The organism is Micromonospora siamensis, from assembly GCF_900090305.1.
GTDB lineage: Bacteria > Actinomycetota > Actinomycetes > Mycobacteriales > Micromonosporaceae > Micromonospora > Micromonospora siamensis.
Genome location: NZ_LT607751.1, coordinates 5,674,416 through 5,699,382, shown reverse-complemented (window position 1 = coordinate 5,699,382; position 24,967 = coordinate 5,674,416). Strand labels below are relative to the sequence as shown.

The 24,967-nt window shown below is 73.2% G+C and carries 21 protein-coding genes and 1 pseudogene; 14 read left to right on the top strand and 8 right to left on the bottom strand.

The genetic code is table 11. The features are described from left to right. Positions 1-17: 17 nt before the first annotated feature. Positions 18-635 (bottom strand): DUF4126 domain-containing protein, encoded by a 618-nt coding sequence (locus GA0074704_RS26030; protein ID WP_088972915.1) that lies wholly within the window; start codon positions 633-635, stop codon positions 18-20. Positions 636-706: 71 nt separating this feature from the next. Between GA0074704_RS26030 and nucS the strand changes: the two genes are divergently transcribed. Then, the gene (nucS, locus tag GA0074704_RS26025) at positions 707-1,366 is read left to right on the top strand and encodes an endonuclease NucS (protein ID WP_088973991.1); all 660 of its coding nucleotides are present in this window, start codon (positions 707-709) and stop codon (positions 1,364-1,366) included. Between the two features lie 66 nt (positions 1,367-1,432). Here nucS and GA0074704_RS26020 read toward each other — a convergent pair whose 3' ends face one another. After that, positions 1,433-2,932, bottom strand: coding sequence for an aldehyde dehydrogenase family protein (locus GA0074704_RS26020; RefSeq protein WP_088972914.1), 1,500 nt, complete (start codon positions 2,930-2,932; stop codon positions 1,433-1,435). A 218-nt stretch (positions 2,933-3,150) separates the two neighbouring features. On the opposite strand from GA0074704_RS26020, the gene GA0074704_RS26015 reads away from it, so the two are divergent. From GA0074704_RS26015 to GA0074704_RS25990, 6 genes are all read left to right on the top strand, one after another. Continuing rightward, the gene (locus GA0074704_RS26015) at positions 3,151-3,612 is read left to right on the top strand and encodes an FHA domain-containing protein (protein WP_088972913.1); all 462 of its coding nucleotides are present in this window, start codon (positions 3,151-3,153) and stop codon (positions 3,610-3,612) included. A 157-nt stretch (positions 3,613-3,769) separates the two neighbouring features. Continuing rightward, positions 3,770-5,560 (top strand): 3-hydroxyacyl-CoA dehydrogenase family protein, encoded by a 1,791-nt coding sequence (locus GA0074704_RS26010; RefSeq protein WP_088972912.1) that lies wholly within the window; start codon positions 3,770-3,772, stop codon positions 5,558-5,560. 41 nt (positions 5,561-5,601) lie between these two features. After that, entirely contained in the window at positions 5,602-6,096 is a 495-nt protein-coding gene (locus tag GA0074704_RS26005) for a SigE family RNA polymerase sigma factor (protein ID WP_088972911.1), read from the top strand. Beyond that, positions 6,093-7,178 carry a hypothetical protein gene (locus GA0074704_RS26000; RefSeq protein WP_088972910.1) on the top strand — a complete coding sequence of 362 codons (1,086 nt, stop codon included), beginning with the start codon at positions 6,093-6,095 and terminating at the stop codon, positions 7,176-7,178. The genes GA0074704_RS26005 and GA0074704_RS26000 overlap by 4 nt, the downstream gene beginning before the upstream one ends. Positions 7,179-7,254: 76 nt before the next feature. Next, complete coding sequence (locus GA0074704_RS25995) at positions 7,255-7,581, top strand: hypothetical protein (protein WP_088973990.1); 327 nt, start codon at positions 7,255-7,257, stop codon at positions 7,579-7,581. A 67-nt stretch (positions 7,582-7,648) separates the two neighbouring features. Continuing rightward, positions 7,649-8,458 (top strand): alpha/beta hydrolase, encoded by an 810-nt coding sequence (locus GA0074704_RS25990; RefSeq protein WP_088972909.1) that lies wholly within the window; start codon positions 7,649-7,651, stop codon positions 8,456-8,458. A gap of 78 nt (positions 8,459-8,536) precedes the next feature. Here GA0074704_RS25990 and GA0074704_RS25985 read toward each other — a convergent pair whose 3' ends face one another. The 4 genes from GA0074704_RS25985 to mce form a co-directional block, all read right to left on the bottom strand. Beyond that, positions 8,537-10,549, bottom strand: coding sequence for a hypothetical protein (locus tag GA0074704_RS25985; protein ID WP_088972908.1), 2,013 nt, complete (start codon positions 10,547-10,549; stop codon positions 8,537-8,539). 179 nt (positions 10,550-10,728) lie between these two features. Continuing rightward, the gene (locus GA0074704_RS25980; RefSeq protein WP_088972907.1) at positions 10,729-11,988 is read right to left on the bottom strand and encodes a coiled-coil domain-containing protein; all 1,260 of its coding nucleotides are present in this window, start codon (positions 11,986-11,988) and stop codon (positions 10,729-10,731) included. Positions 11,989-12,305: 317 nt separating this feature from the next. After that, positions 12,306-13,661, bottom strand: coding sequence for a crotonyl-CoA carboxylase/reductase (gene ccrA, locus GA0074704_RS25975; protein WP_088973989.1), 1,356 nt, complete (start codon positions 13,659-13,661; stop codon positions 12,306-12,308). Positions 13,662-13,994: 333 nt separating this feature from the next. Beyond that, positions 13,995-14,468: a methylmalonyl-CoA epimerase gene (gene mce / locus GA0074704_RS25970; RefSeq protein ID WP_088972906.1), complete on the bottom strand. Its 474-nt coding sequence runs from the start codon at positions 14,466-14,468 to the stop codon at positions 13,995-13,997. Between the two features lie 62 nt (positions 14,469-14,530). Here mce and GA0074704_RS25965 point away from each other — a divergent pair, with 62 nt between their 5' ends. The 5 genes from GA0074704_RS25965 (at position 14,531) to GA0074704_RS25945 (ending at position 19,624) form a co-directional block, all read left to right on the top strand. After that, positions 14,531-15,730 carry an acetyl-CoA C-acetyltransferase gene (locus tag GA0074704_RS25965; protein ID WP_088972905.1) on the top strand — a complete coding sequence of 400 codons (1,200 nt, stop codon included), beginning with the start codon at positions 14,531-14,533 and terminating at the stop codon, positions 15,728-15,730. A gap of 115 nt (positions 15,731-15,845) precedes the next feature. Beyond that, positions 15,846-16,781, top strand: a complete 936-nt coding sequence (gene meaB / locus GA0074704_RS25960) for a methylmalonyl Co-A mutase-associated GTPase MeaB (RefSeq protein WP_377471640.1) — start codon at positions 15,846-15,848, stop codon at positions 16,779-16,781. Between the two features lie 73 nt (positions 16,782-16,854). Then, a complete protein-coding gene (locus tag GA0074704_RS25955; protein ID WP_088972903.1) occupies positions 16,855-17,265 on the top strand; it encodes an Asp23/Gls24 family envelope stress response protein in 411 nt (136 codons plus the stop codon). Positions 17,266-17,362: 97 nt separating this feature from the next. Then, complete coding sequence (locus GA0074704_RS25950) at positions 17,363-19,051, top strand: acyl-CoA mutase large subunit family protein (RefSeq protein WP_088972902.1); 1,689 nt, start codon at positions 17,363-17,365, stop codon at positions 19,049-19,051. A gap of 165 nt (positions 19,052-19,216) precedes the next feature. Beyond that, positions 19,217-19,624, top strand: coding sequence for a RidA family protein (locus tag GA0074704_RS25945; RefSeq protein WP_088972901.1), 408 nt, complete (start codon positions 19,217-19,219; stop codon positions 19,622-19,624). Here GA0074704_RS25945 and GA0074704_RS25940 read toward each other — a convergent pair. Next, positions 19,621-20,007, bottom strand: coding sequence for a winged helix-turn-helix transcriptional regulator (locus tag GA0074704_RS25940; protein WP_088973988.1), 387 nt, complete (start codon positions 20,005-20,007; stop codon positions 19,621-19,623). The two genes, GA0074704_RS25945 and GA0074704_RS25940, sit on opposite strands and share 4 nt — an antisense overlap. A 165-nt stretch (positions 20,008-20,172) precedes the next feature. On the opposite strand from GA0074704_RS25940, the gene GA0074704_RS25935 reads away from it, so the two are divergent. Together GA0074704_RS25935 and GA0074704_RS29560 are read left to right on the top strand one after the other, a co-directional pair. Beyond that, on the top strand, positions 20,173-21,093 hold the full coding sequence (locus GA0074704_RS25935) for a tetratricopeptide repeat protein (protein ID WP_088972900.1): 921 nt from the start codon (positions 20,173-20,175) through the stop codon (positions 21,091-21,093). A gap of 68 nt (positions 21,094-21,161) precedes the next feature. Then, positions 21,162-22,271: pseudogene (locus GA0074704_RS29560) on the top strand (arginase family protein); the annotation flags it as partial. A gap of 518 nt (positions 22,272-22,789) precedes the next feature. On the opposite strand, the gene GA0074704_RS25925 reads toward GA0074704_RS29560, so the two are convergent. Beyond that, the gene (locus GA0074704_RS25925; RefSeq protein WP_088972899.1) at positions 22,790-24,757 is read right to left on the bottom strand and encodes a penicillin-binding transpeptidase domain-containing protein; all 1,968 of its coding nucleotides are present in this window, start codon (positions 24,755-24,757) and stop codon (positions 22,790-22,792) included. Positions 24,758-24,967 lie beyond the last annotated feature (210 nt).

Genomic DNA, 24,967 nt, shown 5'->3' with positions numbered 1-24,967 from the left:
GGCGCATCCAGCAAGGATCAGACCCGGAACCCAGCCGACCGAGCAGCCGCCCGCTCCCGCTGCCGGTCCTTGCGCCGCCGCAGGCACCAGAAGAGGAAGCCGACCAGCCCGACCAGGAAGACCAGCACCAGCACCGGCAGCAGGATCGCCACCACCGACATCACCGCGCTGGTCGCGTCCTCGGCGGTGCTGGCCACGGGTGCGCCGAAACCGGCGGTGGTCGCGTTGATGACCGGCCGGGCCGCCGACTTGAGCAGGTGCACGCCGAGCGCGATGAGGACGCCGGTGACCACCGGCACCCACTGGTGGGAGGAGAAGAACGTGTCCGGGTTGCTGACCGTGACGGTCTCCGAGGTGGAGCCGGCGCCGAAGGCCAGACCGCCGGCGGTCGGCCGGACGACGGTCTGCAGCACGTCGTTGAAGTGATCGACCACCGGCACCTTGTCGGCCACCACCTCGACGGCGAGCAGCACGGCGAGGATGCCGATCACCCAGCCGTTGCCGAGCCACTGCCAGCCGCTCGGCAGGTCGACCAGGTCGGTGTAGCGGGCGAGTACGCCCATCAGGAGGAGGGGGATGTAGGCGTTCAGCCCGGCCGATGCGGCCAGGCCCGAGCCGGTGAGGACTTCGAGCACGATCTCAGCATCGCACCGGCGCGCCAGTGCCGCTCGTCGGCGCGGGCCGGCCCCTCGGCTACCCTCGTCGGGTGCGGTTGGTCATTGCGAAGTGCTCGGTGGACTACGTCGGACGGCTCTCGGCTCACCTGCCGCCGGCCACCCGGCTGTTGATGGTGAAGGCGGACGGGTCGGTGTCGATCCACGCCGACGACCGGGCGTACAAGCCGCTGAACTGGATGAGCCCGCCGTGCCGGCTGGAGGAGGCACCGGGCGTCTGGCGGGTGGTGAACAAGGCCGGCGAGGAGCTGCGGATCACCCTGGAGGAGGTCTTCCAGGACACCTCGTACGAGCTGGGCGTCGACCCGGGGCTGCGCAAGGACGGCGTGGAGGCGCACCTCCAGGAGTTGCTGGCGGCCAACCCGACCACGCTGGGCGAGGGCTTCACCCTGGTCCGGCGGGAGTACATGACGGCCATCGGCCCGGTCGACCTGCTCTGCCGGGACGCCAACTCCGGCGCGGTCGCGGTCGAGGTGAAGCGGCGCGGCGAGATCGACGGCGTGGAGCAGCTCACCCGCTACCTGGAGCTGATGAACCGGGATCCGCTGCTCGCCCCGGTGAGCGGCGTGTTCGCCGCGCAGGAGATCAAGCCGCAGGCCCGGGTGCTCGCCACCGACCGGGGCATCCGCTGCGTGGTCGTCGACTACGACAAGCTGCGCGGCATCGAGCGCGACGAGCTGACGCTCTTCTGAGCCACCGCCCGGCCCGGCCCGCGAGGCTGGGCCGCCGCCCGGGCCGGGGAAGCGAGTGGCGCCGGCTCAGCGCCGGCCGTACATCAGCTTGACGGCCTTGACCAGGCGGGCCACGTCGGCCGGGGTCCGCTCGAAGGTCATCGACGGCAGCAGCGACCGGGCCCGCCGCCGGGTGATCGCCTTGGGGCGGCCGAACTCGCGCAGGCCGTCCTCGCCGTGGATGCGCCCGAAGCCCGAGTCGCCCACCCCGCCGAACGGCAGGGTGGACATCCCGGCGAAGGTGAGCGCCGAGTTGACCGAGGCCATGCCCGAGCGCAGCCGCCGGGCGATCGCCACCGCCCGGGCCCGACCGAAGACCGAACCCCCGAGGCCGTACGACAGGGCGTTGGCCCGGCGTACGGCCTCGTCGGCGTCGCGGACCCGGGTGACGGTCAGCGTCGGGCCGAACGTCTCCTCGCGGACCGCCGACGAGTCCTCCGGAACGTCGACCAGCACGGTCGGGTGCACGTACGGCGGCTGCACGGCGTCGGCCCCGCCGAGCACCGCCCGGCCGCCGCGGGCCAGCGCGTCGTCGATGTGCCGGCGGATCACGTCGACCTGGCTCGGCATGGTGATCGGGCCGATGTCGGCGCCCTCGGCGCCCACGGTCAGCCGGCCGGCCCGCTCGACCACCTTGGCGACGAAGGCGTCGTAGACCGGCTCCACCGCGTACACCCGCTCGATGCCGATGCAGGTCTGCCCGGCGTTGGTCAGCGCGCCCCAGACGCACGCCTCGGCGGCGGCGTCCAGGTCGGCGTCGGAGTCGACGATCATCGCGTCCTTGCCGCCGGCCTCGATCAGCACCGGGGTCAGCGTCTCGGCGCAGGCGGCCATCACCTTCTTCGCCGTCGCCGTGGAGCCGGTGAACGCCACCTTGTCCACGCCCGAGCGGCAGAGCGCGGCGCCCACGTCGCCGAGCCCGTGCACGGCGCTGAACACCGGGTGCTCCGGCGTCACCTCGGCGAAGCTGTCGACCAGCCACTGGCCGACGGTCGGGGTGTACTCGCTGGGCTTGAAGACCACCGCGTTGCCGGCGGCCAGCGCGTACGCGGCCGAGCCGACCGGGGTGAAGACCGGGTAGTTCCACGGGCCGATCACGCCGATCACCCCGTACGGCTGGTATTCGAGGTGGCCGGCGAACTCGGCGAGGATCAGCCGGGACCGGACCCGGCGCGGGCCGAGCACCCGGCCGGCGTTGCGCGCGGCCCAGTCGATGTGCTCGATCGCGGTGGTGATCTCGACGATCGCGTCGGCGAGCGGTTTGCCGCCCTCGTCGTGGACCAGCTGGGCGAGCTGCTCGATCCGCTTGGCGAGCAGGGACCGCCAGCGCAGCAGCCGCTCGCGGCGCCCGGTGAAGCCGAGCCCGGCCCACCACTGGCCGGCGGCCCGGGCCCGGTCGACCGCCGCGGCGACGTCGGCCGGGGCGGTGACCGGCACCCGGCCGGCCTCGGCGCCGGTGGCCGGGCTGGTGGAGACCAGCTGGCCGGCGGAGATGGCAGGGGCCCCCGGGACATGCACAGCCGTCATGGCGTGGAGTCTAGACCCGGTCCTTACTGGCCGGTAGGGGTCGCGGATCGACGGGCGTGCGTGGACCGCGCCGGTTACGCCGGTACCGGCGCAACTGGCCGGACCGGTGAACGGAAGTCGACCACCCGACGTACACGGGGTGACCGCGCGGGGGTGCTGGCGACTACGGTGGGATGGCAGGCTGACCGCGGCGACGGTGGGTGGGGAGCTGACTGTCCATGCAGGATCATCCAGAATTCGTTCCGACCTTGAGAGTGGCCGACGGGCCCATGCGCGGGGTGAGCTTTCGGCTCAGCCGCGTCCAGCAGGTGATCGGCCGGGCCATGGCGACGGCCGACATCGTGCTGCAGGATCCGCACCTCAGCCGCAAGCACGCGACCGTCCAGGTGACCGACGAGGGGGTGGCGCTGGTCGACCTCGGCTCGACCAACGGCACCTGGGTCAACGACAGCCGCATCGACGGCCCGGCCTGGCTCAGCGACGGGGACGTGGTCCGGATGGGCCGCAGCGAGCTGCGCTTCTCCGACCCCGGGATGGCGCGTACCGACCCGGTGGGGATCCGCTTCGACGCGCGGCAGACCCACCGGCCGACCCTGCCGTTGCCGATCGCGCCGGACCGCCGTCCGCCGGAGGACGGGGCGACCTGGGGGATGCCCCGGGAGGTTGAGGCCCGGTCCTGACGGGCCACCCACCGGTCGGCCCGTGCCCGCGGCCGGCCGGCCGGTGGTGAAATATCCCACGGCGTCTCGACAACGGAGCGTCACGTGGCAGACTCCGGCGCATAACCTTAGCGGCCGTTCATGTCGCAGGCGGCGGAGTGGATCAGGGAGGCCGGTCGTGGCGCGCGAGTTCACCAGTGTGGGTGTGGTGGGGCTGGGCACCATGGGTGCCGGCATCGTGGAGGTCTTCGCCCGCAACGGCATCGACGTGGTGGCGGTGGAGATCTCCGAGGCCGCCGTGGAGCGCGGCCGGGCCACGCTGAAGGGTTCGACCGACCGGGCCGTCGCCAAGGGCAAGCTCGCCGAGGCGGACCGGGACGCCCTGCACGCCCGGGTCGACTTCCAGGTGGGCCTGGGCGCGCTGCACGCGGTGGACCTGGTGATCGAGGCCGTCCCCGAGCACCTCGACCTCAAGCAGCGGATCTTCGCCGAGCTGGACCGGGTCTGCAAGCCCGAGGCGATCCTGGCCACCAACACCTCGTCGCTGAGCGTCACCGAGATCTCCGTGGCGACCGCCCGGCCCAACCAGGTCATCGGCATCCACTTCTTCAACCCGGCACCGGTGATGAAGCTGGTCGAGGTGGTCCGCACGGTGGTCACCTCCGCCGACGTGGTGGCCGACGTGGAGGCCCTCTGCGACCGGCTCGGCAAGGTCGACGTCACCATCAGCGACCGGGCCGGCTTCATCGCCAACGCGCTGCTCTTCGGCTACCTCAACCACGCCGTGAGCATGTTCGAGGCGAAGTACGCCACCCGCGAGGACATCGACGCCGCCATGAAGCTCGGCTGCGGCCTGCCGATGGGTCCGCTCGCCCTGATGGACCTGATCGGCCTGGACACCGCGTACGAGATCCTCGACACCATGTACCGGCGTGGCGGGCGGGACCGCCGGCACGCCCCGGTGCCGCTGATCAAGCAGATGGTCACCGCGGGGCTGCTCGGCCGGAAGTCCGGCCGCGGCTTCTACACCTACGAGCGGCCGGGTTCCCCGGTGGTCGTACCCGACGGGCAGACCCCGGCCGCGACGGGCCCGGCGCTCGCCGACGGCGCGCGCGGGATCGCGAAGGTCGGCGTGGTCGGCTCCGGCACCATGGCCACCGGCATCATCGAGGTCTTCGCCAAGGCCGGCTACGAGGTCGTCTCGGTGACCCGGGGCGCGGAGAAGTCGGCCAAGGTCTTCGAGGCGGTGAAGACCTCGCTGAACAAGGGCGTGGTCCGGGGCAAGCTGACCGAGGCCGACCGGGACGCCGCGCTGGGCCGGATCAACTGGTCGGCGACGCTGGAGCACCTGGCCGACGTCGACCTGGTGGTCGAGGCGGTGATCGAGGAGCTGAGCGTCAAGAAGGCGCTCTTCGCCAGCCTCGACGAGATCTGCAAGCCGGGCGTCGTGCTGGCCACCACCACCTCGTCGCTGCCGGTGATCGACGTCGCGATGGCCACCCAGCGGCCGGCCGACGTGATCGGGCTGCACTTCTTCAACCCGGCCCCGGTGATGCCGCTGGTCGAGGTGGTGCAGACCATCCGCACCTCGGCGGAGACCACCGCCACCGCCCGCGCCATCTGCGCCGCCGTCGGCAAGACCGGCGTGGTCTGCGGCGACCGCTCGGGCTTCATCGTCAACGCGCTGCTCTTCCCCTACCTGAACGACGCGGTGAAGATGCTGGAGGCGAGCTACTCCACCGCCGACGACATCGACCACGCCATGAAGCTCGGCTGCGGCTACCCGATGGGGCCGTTCGAGCTGCTCGACGTGGTCGGGCTGGACGTCTCGCTGGCCATCCAGCGGGAGCTCTACCTGGAGCTGCGCGAGCCCGGCTTCGCGCCGGCGCCGCTGCTGGAGCACCTGGTCACCGCCGGCTACCTGGGTCGCAAGAGCGGCCGCGGGTTCCGCGACCACACCCGGCGCTGACGGCGGTCAACGCCCGCCGCCGGTGACGGCGTCTTGAGGGTGTGACCTTCGAGGAGTACGTCGGCAGCCGCGGCCCGGCCCTGATCCGGCTGGCCCGGCTGCTGACCGGCGACCAACACCGGGCCGAGGACCTGACCCAGGACGTGCTGGCCAAGGCGTACCTGCACTGGCGGAAAATCTCCCGGGTGGACCGGCCCGACGTGTACGTGCGCCGGATGCTGGTCAACGCCAACGCGTCCTGGTGGCGGCGCCGGTCCAACCGGGAGCAGGCCACCGACACGTTCGCCGAACGCGCCCAGCCGGGCGACCTCGGCGGTGAGACGGCCACCCGGGACGAGATGTGGCGGCTGATCCTCGGCCTGCCCGACCGGCAACGTGCCGTGCTGGTGCTGCGCTACTACGAGGACCTGGACGACGCGACCATCGCGCAGATCCTGGACTGCTCCCCGGTCACCGTCCGCACCCACGCGATGCGGGCGCTCGCCCATCTCCGGGAGCGCGTCGGCGCCCCGATCACCAACGGGAGCCGGCCATGACCGATCTCGACCAGGACATCCTTCGTACCCTGCGGGACCACGCCGAGGGGCCGGTGGACACCGACCGGCTGCTGGCCCGGTCGGTGGCCGGCGGACGCCGCCGACGGCGGCACCGGCGCGCGCTGCTCGGCGGCGGTCTCGCCCTGGTGGCGCTGCTCGGCGGCGTCGCCGTCGGCCCCGGCCTGCCCGGCGTGAGCCGGCCGTTCACCGCCACCGGGCCGGCCGGGACAACCGGCCCGGTCCCGCCGGTGGTAGGCGCCGCCCCGGGCGCCGCGGCCGCGCCGCAGGTCATCGGCACCGACCCGCAGGTGCTGCACTTCGGCATCGACCCCGCCAGGGCCCGCTACCTGGGCTGGGGTGTGGTCCGCGGCGTGGAGACGATCCAGGTCGACGTCGGTGACGGACAAACGGTCACGGTGGATGTGGCGAACTCCGTCGCGGCGCTACGGAACTACGTCTTCGACGGGCAGTCGGTGGAGATCGTGAAGATCGCCACGGAGGCCGCCTTCGACGGTCGGACCTCCCGTGTCACCGCCAACGGCCGGCCGGTCCAGGTCCGGCACTGGCACCCCGCTCCCGGGGTGTACGCCCGGGCCACCGTCCAGGCCGACACCGACACCGGCCTCAGGGTCGCCGCACGGGCGCTGCGGGTGGACGAGGCCCGGCGCTGCACCGGCCCGGTGCGGGTCACCAGCCTGCCCAGTGGCTCGCGGACCGCATCCTGCCAGGTAGACGTGAGCCACTCCCCGGGTCTGATCACCGCCCGGATCGACGTCAGCCGTCCCGGCGAGCAGCGGATGTCCCTCTCCTACCGATACGCGATCGAGGCGGGTATGGCTCCCGAGGCAGGGAACACCGAGGTCGACGGGAAGCCGGCGCAGCTCGATCCCGGGCCGCCGAAGACCCCGGCCAAGGGGCAGAAGCCGGAGGTTCGCGGCCGGTTGGAACTGCTCGGCCTGGGGAAAGCCCGCCTGGTCGTCCAGTGGGGCTGGCCGTACTACGGCTTCGACGAGGTGGACGCGGCCGTGGTGCTCGCCGGCGCCCGGGTGGCCGACCCGACCCGCCCCGACACCTGGGACTGAGCGCTTGGTCACCGACCGGCCCGTGGACGCCTCCCGTCCCGGGCCGGTCGCGGTGCCGGCCCGTACGCTGGAGAACGTGAGCCCCCGCCGCAACCGTCCCCGCCGCGACGAGCAGGCCCACGTGGACTCCGACCGGGTCCGCCAGGGCGTCGCCTCGGTCCAGCAGTGGCGCGACGGCGAGTGGCAGGTACGCGGCATCGGCGGCGGGGCGTCGGTCAAGACGTACCGCTGCCCGGGGTGTGACCAGGAGATCCGCCCCGGGGTGGCGCACCTGGTGGCCTGGCCGGCGGACGGCACCGGCGACCTGAGCGACCGGCGGCACTGGCACAGCGGGTGCTGGCGGGCCCGGGACCGGCGCGGCCCGCAGATCCAGCGCGGCCGGGGCGCTCCCCGCTACGGCTGAGCGATCTGGATCACTCCGGTTCCCACCCCGCCCGGCGGCGGGCGGCCCGAGGGGTGAGACTTGACCGGTGAGCACACCGATCCGTGCGTCCTCGATCCTGCCCGGGCACCGCGAGGACATCGAACTGCACACCGCCGACGGCCTGCGCCTGGTCGGTGAGCTCGCCCGCCCCGCCGACCGGGAGCCGGCCGCCACGCTGGTCTGCTTCCACCCGCTGCCGACGCACGGCGGGATGATGGACAGCCACGTGCTGCGCAAGGCCGCCTGGCGGCTGCCGGCCCTGGCCGACCTGGCCGTGCTCCGGTTCAACACCCGGGGCACCAGCAGCCTGCGCGGCACCAGCGAGGGCGCCTTCGACGGCGCGGTCGGCGAGCGGTTCGACGTGGCCGCAGCCATCGAGTACGCGGAGTTCGCCGAGCTGCCGAAGATCTGGCTGCTGGGCTGGTCGTTCGGCACCGACCTGATCCTGAAGTACGGCTGCGACCCGGCGATCGAGGGCGCGGTCCTGCTCTCCCCACCGCTGCGCTTCTCCGGCCCCGACGACCTGGCCACCTGGGCGGAGTCCGGCAAGCCGCTCACCGCGCTGGTGCCCGAGTTCGACGACTACCTGCGCCCGGCCGAGGCCCGGGAGCGGTTCGCGGCGATCCCGCAGGCCGAGGTGGTCGGGGTGGACGGCGCCAAGCACCTCTGGGTGGGCGACGCCGAGACCGCGCTGGACGAGGTGGTACGCCGGGTCAACCCGGCCGTGCCGGTGCCGCTGCCCACCACCTGGGACGGCCCGATGGAGGCCGGCGACGTCAGCGCGTACGCCGACCGGACGGTGGCGTCCTTCGCCGACACCCCGGTCCCCGGGCCGGCGCAGGACCGGGCCGGCTGAGCCGGTCCGCCGCGCCTCGGCGCGGATGGTCCGCCGCGCCTCGGCCGGGCCCGCTGATCCGGCGCGGGTCGCGCCGGATCACTCCGACTCGACAGTGACCTTGCTCGGCTTGGCGCTGCGCTCGTCGGTGGTGGGCTTGCTGGGCCGCTTGCCGTTCTCACCGGTGCTGGTGATCTTCGTCGGGGTGGCGCCCCGGCCACCCTCGCCGGGCATCGCCGCGACCGTCGGCTCGCCGTCGACCCCGGCGCTCGCCGCGCCCCCGTCGACCGTGGTGACCGGCTCCGCCGCCGGCCGGGTGGGGGAGGCGCCCGGCTCCGCGCCGTCGCCGGTCGCCCCGACCTCCGCCGGCACCGTGACGATGCCCTTGGCACCGGCCGGACGGTTGCCGTCTCCGGCAGCCGGGCGATTGCCGTCGACGCCGGTCGGGGCGGAGAGGTCCACCCCGTCGGCGACCGCCTGGAGCTTCAGCTCGGTCAGCCGCCGCTGGAGGTCGTCGGACTCCTGACGGGACTTCCAGGTCTCCTGCCGCAGGTCGGCGAGCTGCTGCTGGGCCTGCGCGATCTCCAGCATCACCTGGGCCAGTTGCTGGCGGCCGGCGGCCACCTCCTGCTGGGTGGCGGCGAGGTGCTGCTGGGTGGTGGCCAGGTGCTGCTGGGTGGTGGCCGCGTACTCCTCGAACTGGCGACGCCCGGCCGCGACGTGCTCGTCGGCCTTACGGCGCACCTCGGCCGCCTCCGTCTCGGTCCGGCGGAGCAGCTCGGTCGACTCCTCCTCGGCCCGCCGGCGCAGGGTGGCCGCGTCCTGCTCGGCGGCGTGCCGGATCCCGGCGGCGCCCTGCTCGATCTCGTCGCGGCGGGCCGCGTACGCGGACTCCAGCTCGTCCTGCCGGGACCGGTGCTGCTGCGTCAGCTCCTCCTGGCGGGACCGGTACTGCTGCTCCGCCTCGTCGCGGCGCTTGGCGTACTCCTGCTCCACGGCGGCCTTGCGCCGGGCCAGCTCCTGGTCGGCCTGCTCCCGCCGGGAGTTGACCTCCTTCTCCACCCCGGCCCGCCAGGCGCCCAGCTCCTGCTGCGTCTGGGCCCGCGCCTGCTGCACGTACGACTCGGTCTCGGTGCGCATCCGCTGCACGTACGCCTCGGTCTCGGCGCGGTGCCGCTTGGCCGCCTCGCCGGCCTCGGTGGTGAGCCGGTTGGCCTCCTGCCGGGCCCGACCCCGGGTGGCCTTCGCGGCCTCCTCGGCGTCGTCGGTGATCTTCTTGGCCTCCTGGAGCGCCTTCGCGTGGGTGGCCCGTCCGGCCTCGGTCGCCTGCTCGGTGAGGCGCCGGGCCTCCTGCTGGGCCTTGGCGTGCACCTCCTTGGCGGCGTCGCGGAGCTGGGTGGCCTCCTGCTGGGCCTTGGCGAGCGCGTCCTGCGCGTTCTTGCGCAGCGTGGTCGCTTCCTGCTGCGCCCGGTTGTGGATCTCCTTGGCGGTGTCGCGGAGCTGGGTGGCCTCCTGCTGGGCCTTGGCCAGCGCGTCCTGCGCCTCCTTGCGCAGGCGGGTGGTCTCCTCAGACGTGCTGCGGCGCAGGGTCGCCGAGTCTTCCCGGGCCTTCGCGAGGGTGGCCTCGGCCTCCGCCTTGCGGGAGGCGGTGTGCCGCTCCTCCTCGGCGCGACGGGCGGCGAGCGCGATCTCGAAGTCCTTCAGGGCCTGCGCGGCCTGGCCGCGGGCCTCCTCGATGATGTGCTCGGCGGCGGCCCGGCGGGCCTGGATCTCCTCGTCGGCGGCGGCCAGGATGGCGTCCGCCTGCTCCTCGGCGATGGTGAGGATCTGCTCGACCCGTGGCCCCAGGTGCCGGAACGAGGCCCGGTCCACCACGCCCGCCTGCTTGCGCACCTGGACGAGATCCCGCTGGAGGTGCTCCACCTGGCCGGCCAGTTTGTGGATCTGGGTGTAGGCCTGCTCCCGCTCGGCCGTCAGCGTCGAGATCTCGTGCTCGGCACGAGCGACGTACCGATCGACCTGTCGTTTCTCGTACCCCCGCAGAGCGGACTCGAAGCTGGGCTCCGTGGTCACGTCCCCGCCGAGAGCGAACAGTTCCTCGCCGTGCGACATGCCCCCATCCTCACACGCATCCGGCCCGGTTGGGGCGATACGGACGCCCCGGTTGGGACCTACTTCACTGCCCCCGCGAGGGCTGCGGCCAAAGGGTGGGAAACGCGTACGGCGCGGGGTTCCACCGGTCACCCGGTGTCACCCCGCGCCGTGCGGTCATGCCCCGTGCGGGCGGTCGGTCAGCTGGCCGACTCCGCGTTCACCTTGGTGTTGGCGGCCTCCGCCGGCTTGGCCGGCTCCGCCGCCTTGGCCGGCGCGGCCGGCACGCCCGGGACGATGCCGGCCAGGCCGGAGAGCATCTGCCCGAGCTGGGAGGTGACGGCGTCCTTCTGCCGGGTGAGGTCCTCGACCTCGCGGCGGGCCGCCTGAGTGGTCAGCTCGGCCTCGGTGCGGGCCTCGCTGAGCAGGCGCTGCGACTCGGCCTTGGCCTCGCCGAGCGTCTTCTCGGCCAGCGCCTTGGCCTTCTCCACCGTCTCGTTGGCGGTGCGCTCGGACTCGACCCGGCGGGTCTCGGCGCGCTGCTCGATCTCCTTGGCCCGCTCCTGCGCGGCCCGGGCCCGCTGCTCGGCCTCGCCAACCAGCTTCTGGGTCTGCGCCACCTGGGCGGCGTGCCGCTCGGACTCCTCGCGCTCGGCCTTCTCCCGGCGCTCGGCGAGCTGGAGCTCCAGGGCCTGGAGGTCCTTGTCGCGCTTGTCCCGCGCGTCGGTCAGCAGCTTGGTGGCCTCGGCCCGCTTCTCCTCGGCCTCGCGGGCCGCCTTCGCCCGCTGCTGGGTGATCTCCCGCTCGGCGGTGGCCCGCAGGGTGGCGACCTCACGCTCGACGGTGGACTTCAGCTCGGCCACCTCGTGCGCGGTGACCGTACGCAGCTGCTTGGTCTCCCGCTCCGCGTCGGCCCGGAGGGTGTCCGCCTCGCGGCGGGCCTGCACCCTGACCTCGGCCGCCTCGCGCTCGGCGGCGGTGCGGACGCTGCCCGCCTCGCGCTCGGCGGTGGCCTTCATCGCCGCCGCCTCGGCCCGGGCCTTGTCGGTGATCTCGCGGGCCTCGAGGCGGGCGGCGGAGAGGATGCCCTCCGACTCGCGCTTGGCCTCGTTGCGGTGGTCGTTGGCCTGCTCCTCGGCCAGCCGGAGGATCTGCTCGACGCGGGTGCCCAGGCCGGAGAGGGTCGGCCGGCTGTTCTCCTCGAGCTGCTTGTTGGTGTCGGTGAGCTTCTGCTCCAGCGCGCTCTGGCGCTGCTCGGCCTGGCGCAGCCGACGCTGGGCGTCGTTCATCCGCTGTTCGGCCTCGGCCCGGGCCTGCTCGGACTGGGTGAGGGCGGCGGTCAGCCGGCCGATGAAGTCATCGACCTGACCGACGTTGTAGCCGCGCAGGCCAACGGTGAAATCTGGCTGCGAGTTCGCGTTATCGAAGAACGCGAGAGGGGAGGACTGCTGCTGGGGCATTGGGACATACTGGCAGACGCCCCAGGGGCCTTCGCAAGAGCGGTCCGGAGCTTTCCTGTCCTCATTACATGGTCAACTTCGCCGGCCCGGGACACCGGACCAAACGGCGATCTTGGCAGCTCCCGGGCGGGACGGACGACACGCAGAGTGAGCGCGAAAAGGGCCGCGGGACGTGGCCCGCGGCCCTTTGTCGAGCCGTACCGGTATCGAGCAAATGGGATTCCCGTCCCGGCGAACCGAAAGGCAATGCCCGGCTCGCCGCAATGGTCAACCCGGCATCAGCCGGAGGGACCACCCCCGGGCACCCCGACGGGGGATCAGTGACCCCGGAACCGGTTGATCGCCGTCTCGTGCCGGGCCCGCAGCTGCGGGTCACGCACGCCGAGCCCGTCCTCCGGCGCCAGGCAGCGCACCCCGACCTTGCCCTGGTGCGCGTTGCGGTGCACCTCGTACGCTGCCTGGCCGGTCTGCTCCAGCGCGTACGTCTTCGACACCGTCGGGTGGATCTGGCCGAGCGCCACCAGCCGGTTGGCCTGCCACGCCTCGTGGTAGTTGGCGAAGTGGCTGCCGACGATCCGCTTCAGGTGCATCCACAGGTAGCGGTTGTCGTACTGGTGCAGGAAGCCGCTGGTCGAGGCGCAGGTGACGATGGTGCCGCCCTTCTTGGCGACGTAGACGCTCGCGCCGAAGGTCTCCCGCCCCGGGTGCTCGAAGACGATGTCCGGGTCCTCGCCGCCGGTCAGCTCCCGGATCCGCTCGCCGAAGCGGCGCCACTCGTCCTGGTCCTGCGTCTGCTCGTCCTTCCAGAACCGGAAGCCCTCGGCGCTGCGGTCGATCACCAGCTCGGCGCCCATCTTCCGGCACAGCTCGGCCTTCTCCGGGGAGGAGACCACGCAGACCGGGATCGCCCCGCCGTTGAGCGCCATCTGGGTGGCGTAGCCGCCCAGGCCGCCGGAGGCGCCCCAGATCAGCACCACGTCGCCCTGCTTCATGTTCGCGCCGTGGTGCGACACCAGCTGCCGGTACGCCGTGGAGTTGACCAGCCCGGGGCTCGCCGCCTCCTCCCAGCTCAGGTGGCGCGGCTTGGGCATCAGCTGGTTGGCCTTGACCACGCACAGCTCGGCGAGGCCGCCGAAGTTCGTCTCGAAGCCCCAGATCCGCTGCTGCGGGTCGAGCATCGTGTCGTCGTGGCCGGCGGCGTCCTCCAGCTCCACCGACAGGCAGTGCGCGACCACCTCGTCGCCGGCCTTCCACCGGGTCACCCCGGGGCCGGTGCGCAGCACCACGCCGGCCGCGTCCGAACCGACCACGTGGTACGGCAGGTCGTGCCGCCGGGTCAGCTCGGAGAGCCGGCCGTAGCGCTGGAGGAACTTGAAGGTGGGCAGCGGCTCGAAGATGCTGGTCCACACCGTGTTGTAGTTGATGGCGCTGGCCATCACGGCCACCAGCGCCTCGCCCGGCGCGAGCTCGGGCGTCGGCACCTCCTGCACGTGCAGCGCCTTGCGCGGGTCCTTGTCCCGGGTGGCCATCCCGTCGAACATCCGGGTGTCCTCGGCGCGGACCACCACGCCCCGGTAGCTCTCCGGTACCGGCAGGCCGGCCAGGCCGGCGAGTTCCCGCTCCGGCTGCGCGGAGCCCTCCGCGGCCATGATCGCTTCGAGGATGTCCTGCACGGTGCCCTCCCGTTCGTCCGCACCCACACCGGGGGCAGGGTGCTGCCATCGTCGGCGCCGGTCGTCACCCGCCGCCATGTCGGCGAACGACACATCCGGCGCCGGGCACGCTCCGGTGGGGCCGGACGTTACTGAACGGTAGCTAGGGCCGGAAGCCCTCTGTGAAAAACTGCATCGACCAATGCGTGGAGGTGTCCGTGGGAACGCGGAACCGCGCACCGCCGCACGCGTTCCCGCTTCCTGGGAACGGCCGCGCGCGGCTCCGCGGCGTCGAACCCCCGGGCCGCCGTCGCGGGAGCCGGGCCGCCCGGAGCGACCCGGCTCCCGGTCCGGTCAGTGGCCGGCGGCCGGCTCGACCAGCTCGACCAGCACGCCGCCGGCGTCCTTGGGGTGGACGAAGTTGATCCGCGAGTCGGCGGTGCCCCGCTTCGGCTCCGGGTAGAGCAGCCGGACACCGCGTTCGCGCAGCGCCGCGCAGGCCGCGTCGATGTCGGCCACCGTGTACGCCACCTGCTGCACCCCGGGACCGTTGCGGTCGAGGAACTTCGCGATGGTCGACTCCGGGGTCAGCGGGGCGAGCAGCTGCACGCAGCCGCCCTCGGCGGTCGGCCCGACCGCCAGCATCGCCTCGCGTACGCCCTGCTCGGTGTTGGTCTCGGTGTGCACGCAGCGCATGCCGAAGGTGCGCTGGTAGAAGTCGATCGCGGCGTCCAGGTCGGCCACCGCGACCCCGACGTGGTCGATGCGGCGCAGGCCGATGTCTGTGACATAGTCGGCAGCGGGCTCGACGGGGGAGTTCTCAGCCATGGCGCTAGTCTGACCGAACAATCGTTAAGGCGTACAGGTCGGCACCCCCCTCGGAGGCAGGCATGGCTTCGGTGATCGTCAGCGGCGCGCGTACCCCGATGGGTCGGCTGCTCGGCAACCTCAAGGACCTCCCGGCGACGAAGCTCGGCGGGGTGGCGATCAAGGCCGCGCTGGAGCGCGCCGGCGTCGCACCCGAGCAGGTGCAGTACGTGATCATGGGGCAGGTGCTCCAGGCCGGCACCGGCCAGATCCCGGCCCGCCAGGCGGCGGTAGAGGCCGGCATCCCGATGTCCACCCCGGCGCTGACCATCAACAAGGTCTGCCTATCCGGCCTGGACGCGATCGCCCTGGCCGACCAGCTCATCCGGGCCGGCGAGTTCGACATCGTGGTGGCCGGCGGCATGGAGTCGATGACCAACGCCCCGCACCTGCTGCTGGGCCAGCGCACCGGCTACAAGTACGGCGACGTCACGATCAAGGACCACATGGCCCACGACGGCCTCAGCGACGCCTGGGACTGCTGCTCGATGGGTGAGTCCACCGAGCGGCACGGGGCGAAGCGCGGCATCAGCCGCGAGGAGCAGGACACCTTCGCCGCCGCCAGTCACCAGCGCGCCGCCGCCGCCCAGAAGAACGGCCACTTCGCCGACGAGATCACCCCGGTGATCATCCCGCAGCGCAAGGGCGACCCGCTGGTGATCAGCGAGGACGAGGGCATCCGCCCGGACACCACCGCCGAGTCGCTGGCCAAGCTGCGCCCCGCCTTCGCCAAGGACGGCACGATCACCGCCGGCAGCTCCTCGCCGATCTCCGACGGCGCCGCCGCGGTGGTCGTGATGAGCAAGGCCAAGGCCAAGGAGCTGGGGCTGACCTGGCTGGCCGAGATCGGCGCGCACGGCAACGTGGCCGGCCCGGACAACTCCCTGCACTCGCAGCCGTCCAACGCGATCAACCACGCCCTGAAGAAGGGCGGCCTGAGCGTCGGCGACCTCGACCTGATCGAGATCAACGAGGCGTTCGCCCAGGTGGGCATCCAGTCGGCGCGCGACCTCGGGGTGAGCCTCGACAAGGTCAACGTCAACGGTGGGGCGATCGCCCTCGGCCACCCGATCGGCATGTCCGGCGCCCGGCTGGTGCTGACCCTGGCGCTGGAGCTGAAGCGGCGCGGCGGCGGCACCGGCGCGGCGGCGCTCTGCGGCGGCGGTGGGCAGGGCGACGCGCTGATCATCCACGTGCCGACGGGTGCCGACGCCCAGCAGTGAGCGCGTGGTCCAGCGTGACCCGCGAGCGGAACAGGGGACAAGACCAGTGAGCGAGACCGTCGAGAACGCCCCGGCCGCGGCCACCGGACCGGTGCGCCGCAGTCGGGACGTACCGATGCTGGTGGAGCGGGCCCGCGCGGGTGACCCCCGCGCGGTGGCCCGGCTGATCACCCTGGTCGAGTCCGGCGACGAGGTGCTGCCGCAGGTCGCGGCGGCCCTCGCGCCCTACGCCGGGCAGGCCCAGGTGGTCGGTCTGACCGGCTCGCCCGGGGTGGGCAAGTCGACCACCACCAACGAGCTGGTCCGGGCGCTGCGGGCGCGCGGCCACCGGGTCGGGGTGCTCGCCATCGACCCGTCCAGCCCGTTCACCGGCGGGGCGATCCTCGGTGACCGGGTCCGGATGCAGGACCACGCCACCGACCCGGGCGTCTACATCCGCTCGATGTCCAGCCGCGGGCACCTCGGCGGCCTCTCGGCGGCCACCCCGCAGGCGGTCCGGGTGCTGGAGGGCGCCGGCTGCGACGTGGTGCTGGTGGAGACCGTCGGCGTCGGGCAGGCCGAGGTGGAGGTCGCCTCCCTGGCCGACACCACCCTGGTGCTGCTCGCCCCGGGCATGGGCGACGCCATCCAGGCGGTCAAGGCCGGCATCCTGGAGATCGCCGACGTCTTCGTGGTCAACAAGGCCGACCGGGACGGCGCCGACGCCACCGTCCGCGACATCCAGGGCATGATCGCCCTCGGTGAGCGCGGCCCCGGTGACTGGCGGCCGCAGGTGGTCCGCTCGATCGCCGCCCGCGGCGAGGGCATCGACGACATCGCCGCCGCGATCGACAAGCACCGCGGCTGGCTGGAGAAGCACGGCGAGCTGCGCCGCCGCCGGGAGGCGCGGGCCGCCGCCGAGATCGAGGCGATCGCGCTGGGCGCGCTGCGCGCCCGGATCGGTTCGCTGCGCGACGGTACGGAGCTCGCGACGCTCGCGGCGAAGGTGGCCGAGGGCGCGATCGACCCGTACGCCGCCGCGGACGAGCTGCTGGCCCAGTTGGGCTCCTGAACCGGCCGTCCACCTAGTACGCTCGCACCGCCTCACGGGGATCCGTGGGGCGGTGCGAGGTTGTGGGGAGCGGATGGCTGACGAGACGCAGGAGCTGTCGGTGCTGCCGAACGCGGTGGCGGGCGGTACGACGCAGGTCTCCGACGAGGTGGTCGAGAAGATCGCGGTGGCCGCCGCGAAGTCGGTGCCCGGGGTTGCGGAGCTGGGCGGGGACGTGGCCCGGTTCTTCAACGCGGTGCTCGACAGGGTCGGGCTGGACCAGGTCGGTGACGCGCGGCGGGGCTGCTCGGCGCACGTGCAGGACGGGGCCGCGGTGGTCAACCTGACCATCGTGATCTCCGACGGCCGGCCGGTGCCCGAGGTGACCGACGGGGTGCGCTCGGCGGTGACGGCGGCGGTCGAGGCGTACGGGCTGCGGGTCGACGAGATCAACATCCGGGTGGACGACGTGGCCCTGGGCGGTCCGGTGGTGCCGTCGGCCTGACCGGCGGTTACCGGCCGGTACGAGTCGACTTAGCGATCGTTCAGGCATCCGTTCTACACTCGGTTCTCAGTCGAGGACTCGAGGAGGAGCTCCGCGGATGGACGCCGACGAGATCGCCGCCGGACGGGCACGCTGGCAGGCCCGCTACGACGCCGCGCGCAAGCGGGACGCGGACTTCACCACGCTGTCCGGGATGACCGTGGACCCGGTCTACGGGCCGCCCGAGGGCACCGGGTATCCCGGGTTCGAGCGGATCGGGTGGCCGGGCGAATACCCGTACACCCGGGGTCTGCACCCGACCGGCTACCGCGGGCGGACCTGGACCATCCGGCAGTTCGCCGGGTTCGGCAACGCCCAGCAGACCAACGAGCGCTACAAGATGATCCTCGGCGCCGGCGGCGGCGGCCTCTCGGTCGCCTTCGACATGCCGACGCTGATGGGCCGCGACTCCGACGACCCGCAGGCGCTCGGCGAGGTCGGCCACTGCGGCGTCGCCATCGACACCGCCGCCGACATGGAGGCGCTCTTCGACGGCATCGACCTGGCCGGCGTGACCACCTCGATGACCATCTCCGGTCCCGCGGTGCCGGTCTTCTGCATGTACCTGGTCGCCGCCGAGCGGCAGGGCGCCGATCTGTCCACGCTGGACGGCACGCTGCAGACCGACATCTTCAAGGAGTACATCGCGCAGAAGGAGTGGCTCTTCGACCCCGAGCCGCACCTGCGCCTGATCGGCGACCTGATGGAGTACTGCGCCGCCGAGATCCCGCGCTACAAGCCGCTGTCGGTCTCCGGCTACCACATCCGGGAGGCCGGCGCGACGGCCGCGCAGGAGCTGGCGTACACCCTGGCCGACGGGTTCGGCTACGTCGAGCTGGGGCTGTCGCGCGGGCTGGACGTGAACGTCTTCGCCCCGGGCCTGAGCTTCTTCTTCGACTCGCACGTGGACTTCTTCGAGGAGATCGCCAAGTTCCGGGCCGCCCGCCGGATCTGGGCCCGCTGGCTGCGCGACGTGTACGGCGCCACCAGCGAGAAGGCCCTCTGGCTGAAGTTCCACACCCAGACCGCCGGGGTGTCGCTGACCGCCCAGCAGCCGGTCAACAACGTGGTGCGTACGGCCGTGGAGGCGCTCGCCGCGGTGCTCGGTGGCACCAACTCGCTGCACACCAACGCCCTCGACGAGACCCTGGCGCTGCCCACCGACGAGTCGGCCGAGATCGCCCTGCGTACCCAGCAGGTGCTGATGGAGGAGACCGGGGTGGTCAACGTGGCCGACCCGCTCGGCGGCTCCTGGTACGTCGAGGCGCTCACCGACAAGATCGAGGCCGAGGCGGAGGAGATCTTCGCCCGGATCCGGCAGCTCGGCGGCGAGGGCCCGCACCAGATCGGCCCGATGACCTCCGGCATCCTGCGCGGCATCGAGGACGGCTGGTTCACCGGCCACATCGCCGAGTCGGCCTTCGTCTACCAGCAGGCCCTCGAAAAGGGCGACAAGCGGATCGTCGGGGTCAACTGCCACACCGGCACGGTCGCCAAGGAGCTGGAGATCCTGCGCATCTCGCACGAGGTGGAGCTGGAGCAGCGCCGGGTGCTCGCCGAGCGCAAGACCGCCCGGGACGACGCCGCCGTCAAGGCCGCCATCACCCGGATGGTCGAGGTCGGCCGGACCGACGGCAACATGATCCCGGCCATGCTCGACGCGGTCCGCGCCGAGGCCACCCTGGGCGAGATCTGCGACGCGCTGCGCGCCGAGTGGGGCGTCTACCGCGAGCCGGCCCGCTTCTGACGGTCTGACGAGGGGCCCCTCCGTGTCGCGGAGGGGCCCCTCGTCGTACGCCGGCCCGCACGGTCACCCGGAGGTGACCCCGTTTCAAAAAAGTGCCTTCTTCCCAGCTCAGCTTCGGTCTCTTACGGTTACTGAGTAACCCAAGGAGAGCGAAGGAGGGCCATCATGGCCGTAACGCTGGTGAACCCGAGCGGGCTGCCGGAGATCGACGTCTACCGGCAGGTGTCGGTGGCGACCGGCTCGCGGATCGTGCACGTGGCCGGGCAGGTCGCCTGGGGGGCCGACGGGACGACGGTCGGCGAGGGGGACCTCGCCGCGCAGGTCGAGCGCTGCTATCTCAACGTCGCCACGGCGCTCGCCGGGGTCGGGGCGACCTTCGACGACGTGGTGAAGCTGACCGTGCACGTGGTCGACTGGCAGCCGGAGCAGATGCCCGCGCTGCTGGACGGGATCGCCCGGGCGGGCAAGAAGCTCGGCGTCACGCCGGCCGCACCGGCGTCGCTGTTCGGCATCGCGGCGCTGGACGTGCCGGAGCACCTGGTCGAGGTCGAGGCGACCGCCGTCCTCGACTAGCCGGGCCCGAAGCGCCTACGGGAAGCCTCGATGAGGCCCAGGTAGCGCTGGGTCCACCCGCACATCCCGTCGACCACCCCGCGCAGGGCGTCACCCGCCTCGGTCAGGGTGTACTCGACGCGCGGCGGGACGGTCGGGTGGACCGTCCGCTCGACCAGGCCGTTGCGTTCGAGCATCCGCAGGTTCTGGGTGAGCATCTTGTGGCTGATGCCGCCGACGGAGTCACGTAGCTCGCTGAAGCGCATGGTGCGCTGGCCGAGGAACTCGATGATCAGGAACGCCCACTTGTTCGCAACGTCCGAGAAGATCTCCCGGGCCAGCGAGTCGGCCCGGGCCAGGTCGGCCTCCGGGGGCAGCTCGCTGATCTCGCTCCTGGTTCCCACCTCGCCACTCTCCATCAGTTCCCTGGTCACCGCAAGAGACCGCGGCGCCGGGGCCCTCGCCGTGCCGGCGGGCGGGTGGCGGGGTGGTGAGCTCGGGTGAGAGTGGCAACTGGGGGCGTTGTGGTTGATCCGAGTTCCGCGTCGCGCGTGCGAGACTAGGTAACCATGAGCGACCCACGGATCACCTCGTCGATCTTCACCCGCGGCGCGGTCGACCTCAGCGCGCTGCGCACCCCCGCACCGGCCCCTGCCCGTCCCGCCACACCGGCCCAGAGCGGCCCGCCCACCGGCCTGCCGGGCGCCGCCGGCGGCACCGTCACCGTCATCGACGTGACCGAGGCGACCTTCCAGTCCGAGGTCCTCGAACGGTCGCTGAGCACGCCGGTGGTCGTCGACTTCTGGGCCGAGTGGTGCGAGCCGTGCAAGCAGCTCTCTCCGGTGCTGGAGCGGCTGGCCGCCGAGGGCGCCGGGGCCTGGGTGCTCGCCAGGATCGACGTGGACGCCAACCCGCGGATCGCGCAGATGTTCCGGGTCCAGGGCATCCCCATGGTGTACGCGGTGGTCGGCGGCCAGCCGATCGACGCCTTCTCCGGGGTGGTGCCGGAGGCCCAGCTGCGGCAGTGGATCGGCGCCGTGCTCAAGGCCGGTGGCGTCGCCGTCGCCGAGCCGGAGGACCCCCGGCTGGACGAGGCCGACGACGCGCTGATGACCGGCGACCTGGAGGCCGCCGAGGCCGCGTACAAGAAGATCCTCGCCGAGTCGCCGGCGGACGCCGCCGCCGAGGCCGGCCTGGCCCAGGTCGAGCTCGCCCGCCGGGTCGCCCCCGTCGCCGACCCGCGGGCCGCGCTGGCCGCGGCCGACGGCGCCCCGGACGACGTCGACGCCCAGCTGCTCGCCGCCGACATCGAGGTGCTCAGCGGCCTGGCCGAGCAGGCGTACGCCCGGCTGGTCGGCCTGGTCCGGCGCAACGCCGGCGACGACCGGGAGCGGGTACGCCAGCACCTGGTCTCCCTGTTCAAGGTGGCCGGCCCGGACGATCCGGCGGTGGCCTCCGCGCGCCGGGCGCTGGCCAGCGCCCTGTTCTGATTTCGTGTAGCACGCCAGCGCGGGCCGGCGTTCCGGCCGGCCCGCCCGACACCTGAGGACGGGAGCCCATGACGCGCCGGATCGCCGTCCTCGACGCGCCGACGAACCTCGGCCTGCGCCCACCCACCGCCACCTCGGTCCCCGGCTGTGCCAAGGCCCCGGGTGCGCTGCGCGACCACGACCTGCTGGCCCGGCTGCGGGCCCGCGACGCCGGCTGCCTCACCCCGCCCCGGTACGACCCGGGTGACTGGCGTCCCGGCGACGGGGTCTGCCACGCGCGGGAGATCTCCGGATACTCCGCCCTGCTGGCCGACCGGATCGGGGCGATCATCGACCGCGGCGAGTTCCCGCTGGTGCTCGGCGGGGACTGCTCGGTGCTGCTCGGCTCGGCGCTGGCCATGCACCGGCTCGGCGAGGCCGTCGGCGGCCGGATCGGGCTGGTCTTCGTCGACGGCCACTCCGACTTCCGGCACCCCGGCAACGCTTCGTATGTGGGCGCGGCGGCGGGGGAGGACCTCGCCCTGGTGACCGGCCGCGGTCAGGCCGACCTGGCCGCCATCGAGGGGCGCCGACCCTACTTCCGCGACATCGACGTGGTGGTGCTCGGCATCCGCGCCCAGGACGAGTACCGTCTCGACCTCCAGGCCGCCGGCATCACCACCCGGCCGGTGCCGGCGCTGCGCGCCGAGGGGGCGGCCCGGACCGCCCAGTGGGCGCACGAGCAGCTGGCCGACTGCGCCGGCTACTGGGTGCACATCGACGTGGACGTGCTCGACCCGGCGGTGATGCCGGCCGTCGACGCCCCGGACCCGGGTGGGATCGCCTTCGCCGAGCTGGAGATCCTGCTCGCTGGCCTGGTGGACACCCCGCACTGCCTCGGGGTCGAGCTGACCGTCTTCGACCCCGACTACGACCCCGACGGCTCGTACGCGGCCGAGATCGTCAACACGGTGGTGGCCGGGCTGGCGCCGGTCTCCACACCGGAGGCGGCTCCGCCCCGGTTGCTGCCGGCGTCCCCGCCACCGCAAACCCCGCGGCCGCAGCGGTCCCGGCCCGCCGGGATGCCGGGCGCACTGTCGCTGCTCGGCTCCGTCGGCGGTGCGGCCGGGGCGAGCGGCGGCCTCGGTCCGCGCCGGACCGCGTCGGGAGGCGGTCCCGCGACGACCGGTGGCCCGCCCTCGAACGGCGGCCCGGTGTCCGACGGGCCGGCGTCGGACGAGGGGCCGTCGAACCTCGGTCCGGCTGTCAGCGGGGCGGCGGCGTTGACCGGCGATCCGGTTGCCGGTGGTGCGGCGGTGTCGGCCGGCGGGCCCGTCGTCGACGGTTCCGCCCCGGGCGCTCCGGTCCAGCCGGGCAGGGCGTCTGGACGGCCGGAGAGGCCGGCTGTCGAGCCGGTCGGGCCACCGGCCGGGGCCGGGCCGGGACTTCTGCGCAGGGTGTCCCCGCTGGACGACGACACCCCCGAGGACGCCCCCCGGTCGGCGGACGGCCCTTCGCCGTCCTCCGCCGGGATCGCCTGAACCCGGCGGCGGAAGCGGCGCACCGGGTCGACCCGGCGCGGCGACCACCACCCGACCGGCTCGGCTGCCCGACTACGCCCTCCCGGCCGCTACGGACCTGAGAGCACAGATGACTCACGCCACGAGCGGCCCCCGGCGGCCCGGGCGCCCTCGGAGCGGCGCCGGGGGTGGGTACGTCAGCGGGCGGCGGCCAGGCCGCGCAGGAAGCGCTCGCTGATCGGCACCGCGCTCACCGCGCTCGACCCGCCCTGCTCGACGAAGACCGCGAAGGCGATGTCGCCCTGCCAGCCGACGAACCACGAGTGCAGGTGCTTCGGGTCGTTGTCGTACTCGGCGGTGCCGGTCTTGCCGGACACCGGGCCGCCGGGGACGTCGGAGAGGGCCTTGGCGGTGCCGGCGGTGACCACCTCGCGCATCATCGTGCGCAGCGCGGTCAGCGACGCAGGCTTGAGCTCGGGGCCGGGCGCGGCGGGCTTCGCCGGCGCCGGGTCCAGCACCAGTTTCGGCTGCTCCCAGCGGCCCCGGGCCACCCCGGCGGTGGCGGCGGCCATGGCCAGCGGGCTGACCACGGTGGTGCCCTGGCCGAACGCGGCCGCCGCCCGCTCGGCCTTCGAGCCGCCGGTGGAGACCTTGCCGGTGAACGCGTCGACGCCCAGGTCCCACTTCGCCTCCAGCCCGAGCGACCGGCCGGTCTCGGCCAGCCCGTCCGGGCCGAGCTCCGGCGCGAGGAAGGCGAAGGCGGTGTTGCACGACTTGGCGAAGTCGGTCCGGAAGGGCACCGACCCCAGCTCGAAGTTCTCGGAGTTCTTGAAGGACCGGCCCTCGACCGAGAAGTTCTTCGGGCAGTTCACCTTGCCGTCCAGCGTCACCGCGCCCCGATCGAGCAGGCCGAGCGCGCTGACCATCTTGAAGGTGGAGCCCGGCGGCACCTGGGCGTCGAAGGCGAGGTTCTGCCCGGCCGGCCCGGGGCCGTTCGAGACGGCGAGCACCGCGCCGTCGCTGACGCGTACGGCGACCAGGGCGGAGCGCTTCGGCTCCCCGCGCAGCGCCGCGTCGGCGGCGTTCTGGGCAGCCACGTCGAGGGTGGTCTTCACCGGCTCGCCGGCCTTCGGCTCGACCGCGAACAGGTCCTTGCCGGCCGGCTCCGACTTGCCGTCCGGGTTGGTCCGGCGGACGGTCACGGTGAGGCCGGGAGTGCCGCCCAGCCGCTCGTCGTACCGGCCCTGGAGGCCGCCGTGGCCGACCAGGTCCCCCTGCCGGAGGCGGTCCGGGGCGGCCTTCAGGTCGTCGGCGGTCGCCTCGTCGACCGAGCCGAGCAGCGCCCGGGCGAACTCCCGGGTCGGCGCCAGCTCGCGCTCCGAGCTTCGGAACTGGGTGCCGGGCAGCGGGCGGATCCGCGAACGGATCTGTCGGTAGGCGTCGTCCCGCAGGGTGACGACGCTGACGAACGCGCCCGGATCGGCGGAGGCGATCCGCTTCGGGAGGTCGGCGAGGTCGACCGGGGGCGTCAGCGCGGGCCGGATCGCCTTGAAGGCGGCGTCGAGCTTCGCCACCAGGTCGGGTACGTCCGGCACCTGGTTGGGCTGGATGCCGACCTCGACCACCTTCCGGGGGGCCACGATGGGCTGGCCCGCCGCGTCGAGGACGCCGCCGCGGGTGGCCCGGTCGCGCACCAGCGCCATCCGCTCACCCGCCTCCAGCTGCTCGTGCACCAGCGCCGGTTCCCAGATCACCTGCCACTTGTCGTCGCCGCCCCGACGCAGCTTCAGCTGCCGGTCGTACGCCCATTTCACGTTCCCGGGCAGCGTCCACTCCACCCGGTATCCGGCGGTGGCGAGGTTCTTGGTGACCTTCGCGTCGCCGGACCGGTTCAGGGCCGGCGGGGTGGCCGCCAGCTCGCCGGAGAGGTCCTTGATCTCCTTGACGACCTCGGCGGCCGGCACCTTGGCGCCGGTCGGGTCGACGAAGCCGACCGGCTGGAGGTCGCCGGAGCGCCAGCCGGCCAGGAACGCGTCGACGCTGCCCTCGGGGCCCTCCTGGCTGGAGCAGCCGACAAGCGTGGCCGCTCCCAGCGCGGCGGCGGCCACGGCGGACAGGAACACCCGGACGGGTGAACGACGGTGGTCGGGGTACGAGACGGACATGGATCTTCCCTCCGGTCTCCGGCTGCCCTGCACGCTAGTACGCCGTCGTCGCCGGCACCGCCCCCGACGTGCGCGACAAGGTGGTTGCGCGGTGTGATGAACATCGCCAGCCGGGGTAATCCAGGACCGGCCAACCTCGGACCCGCAACGGGTGAAAGGACAGAGTCCCGATCCGGACGTCCGGTCGGAGGTCCGCCGACGAACGAACAG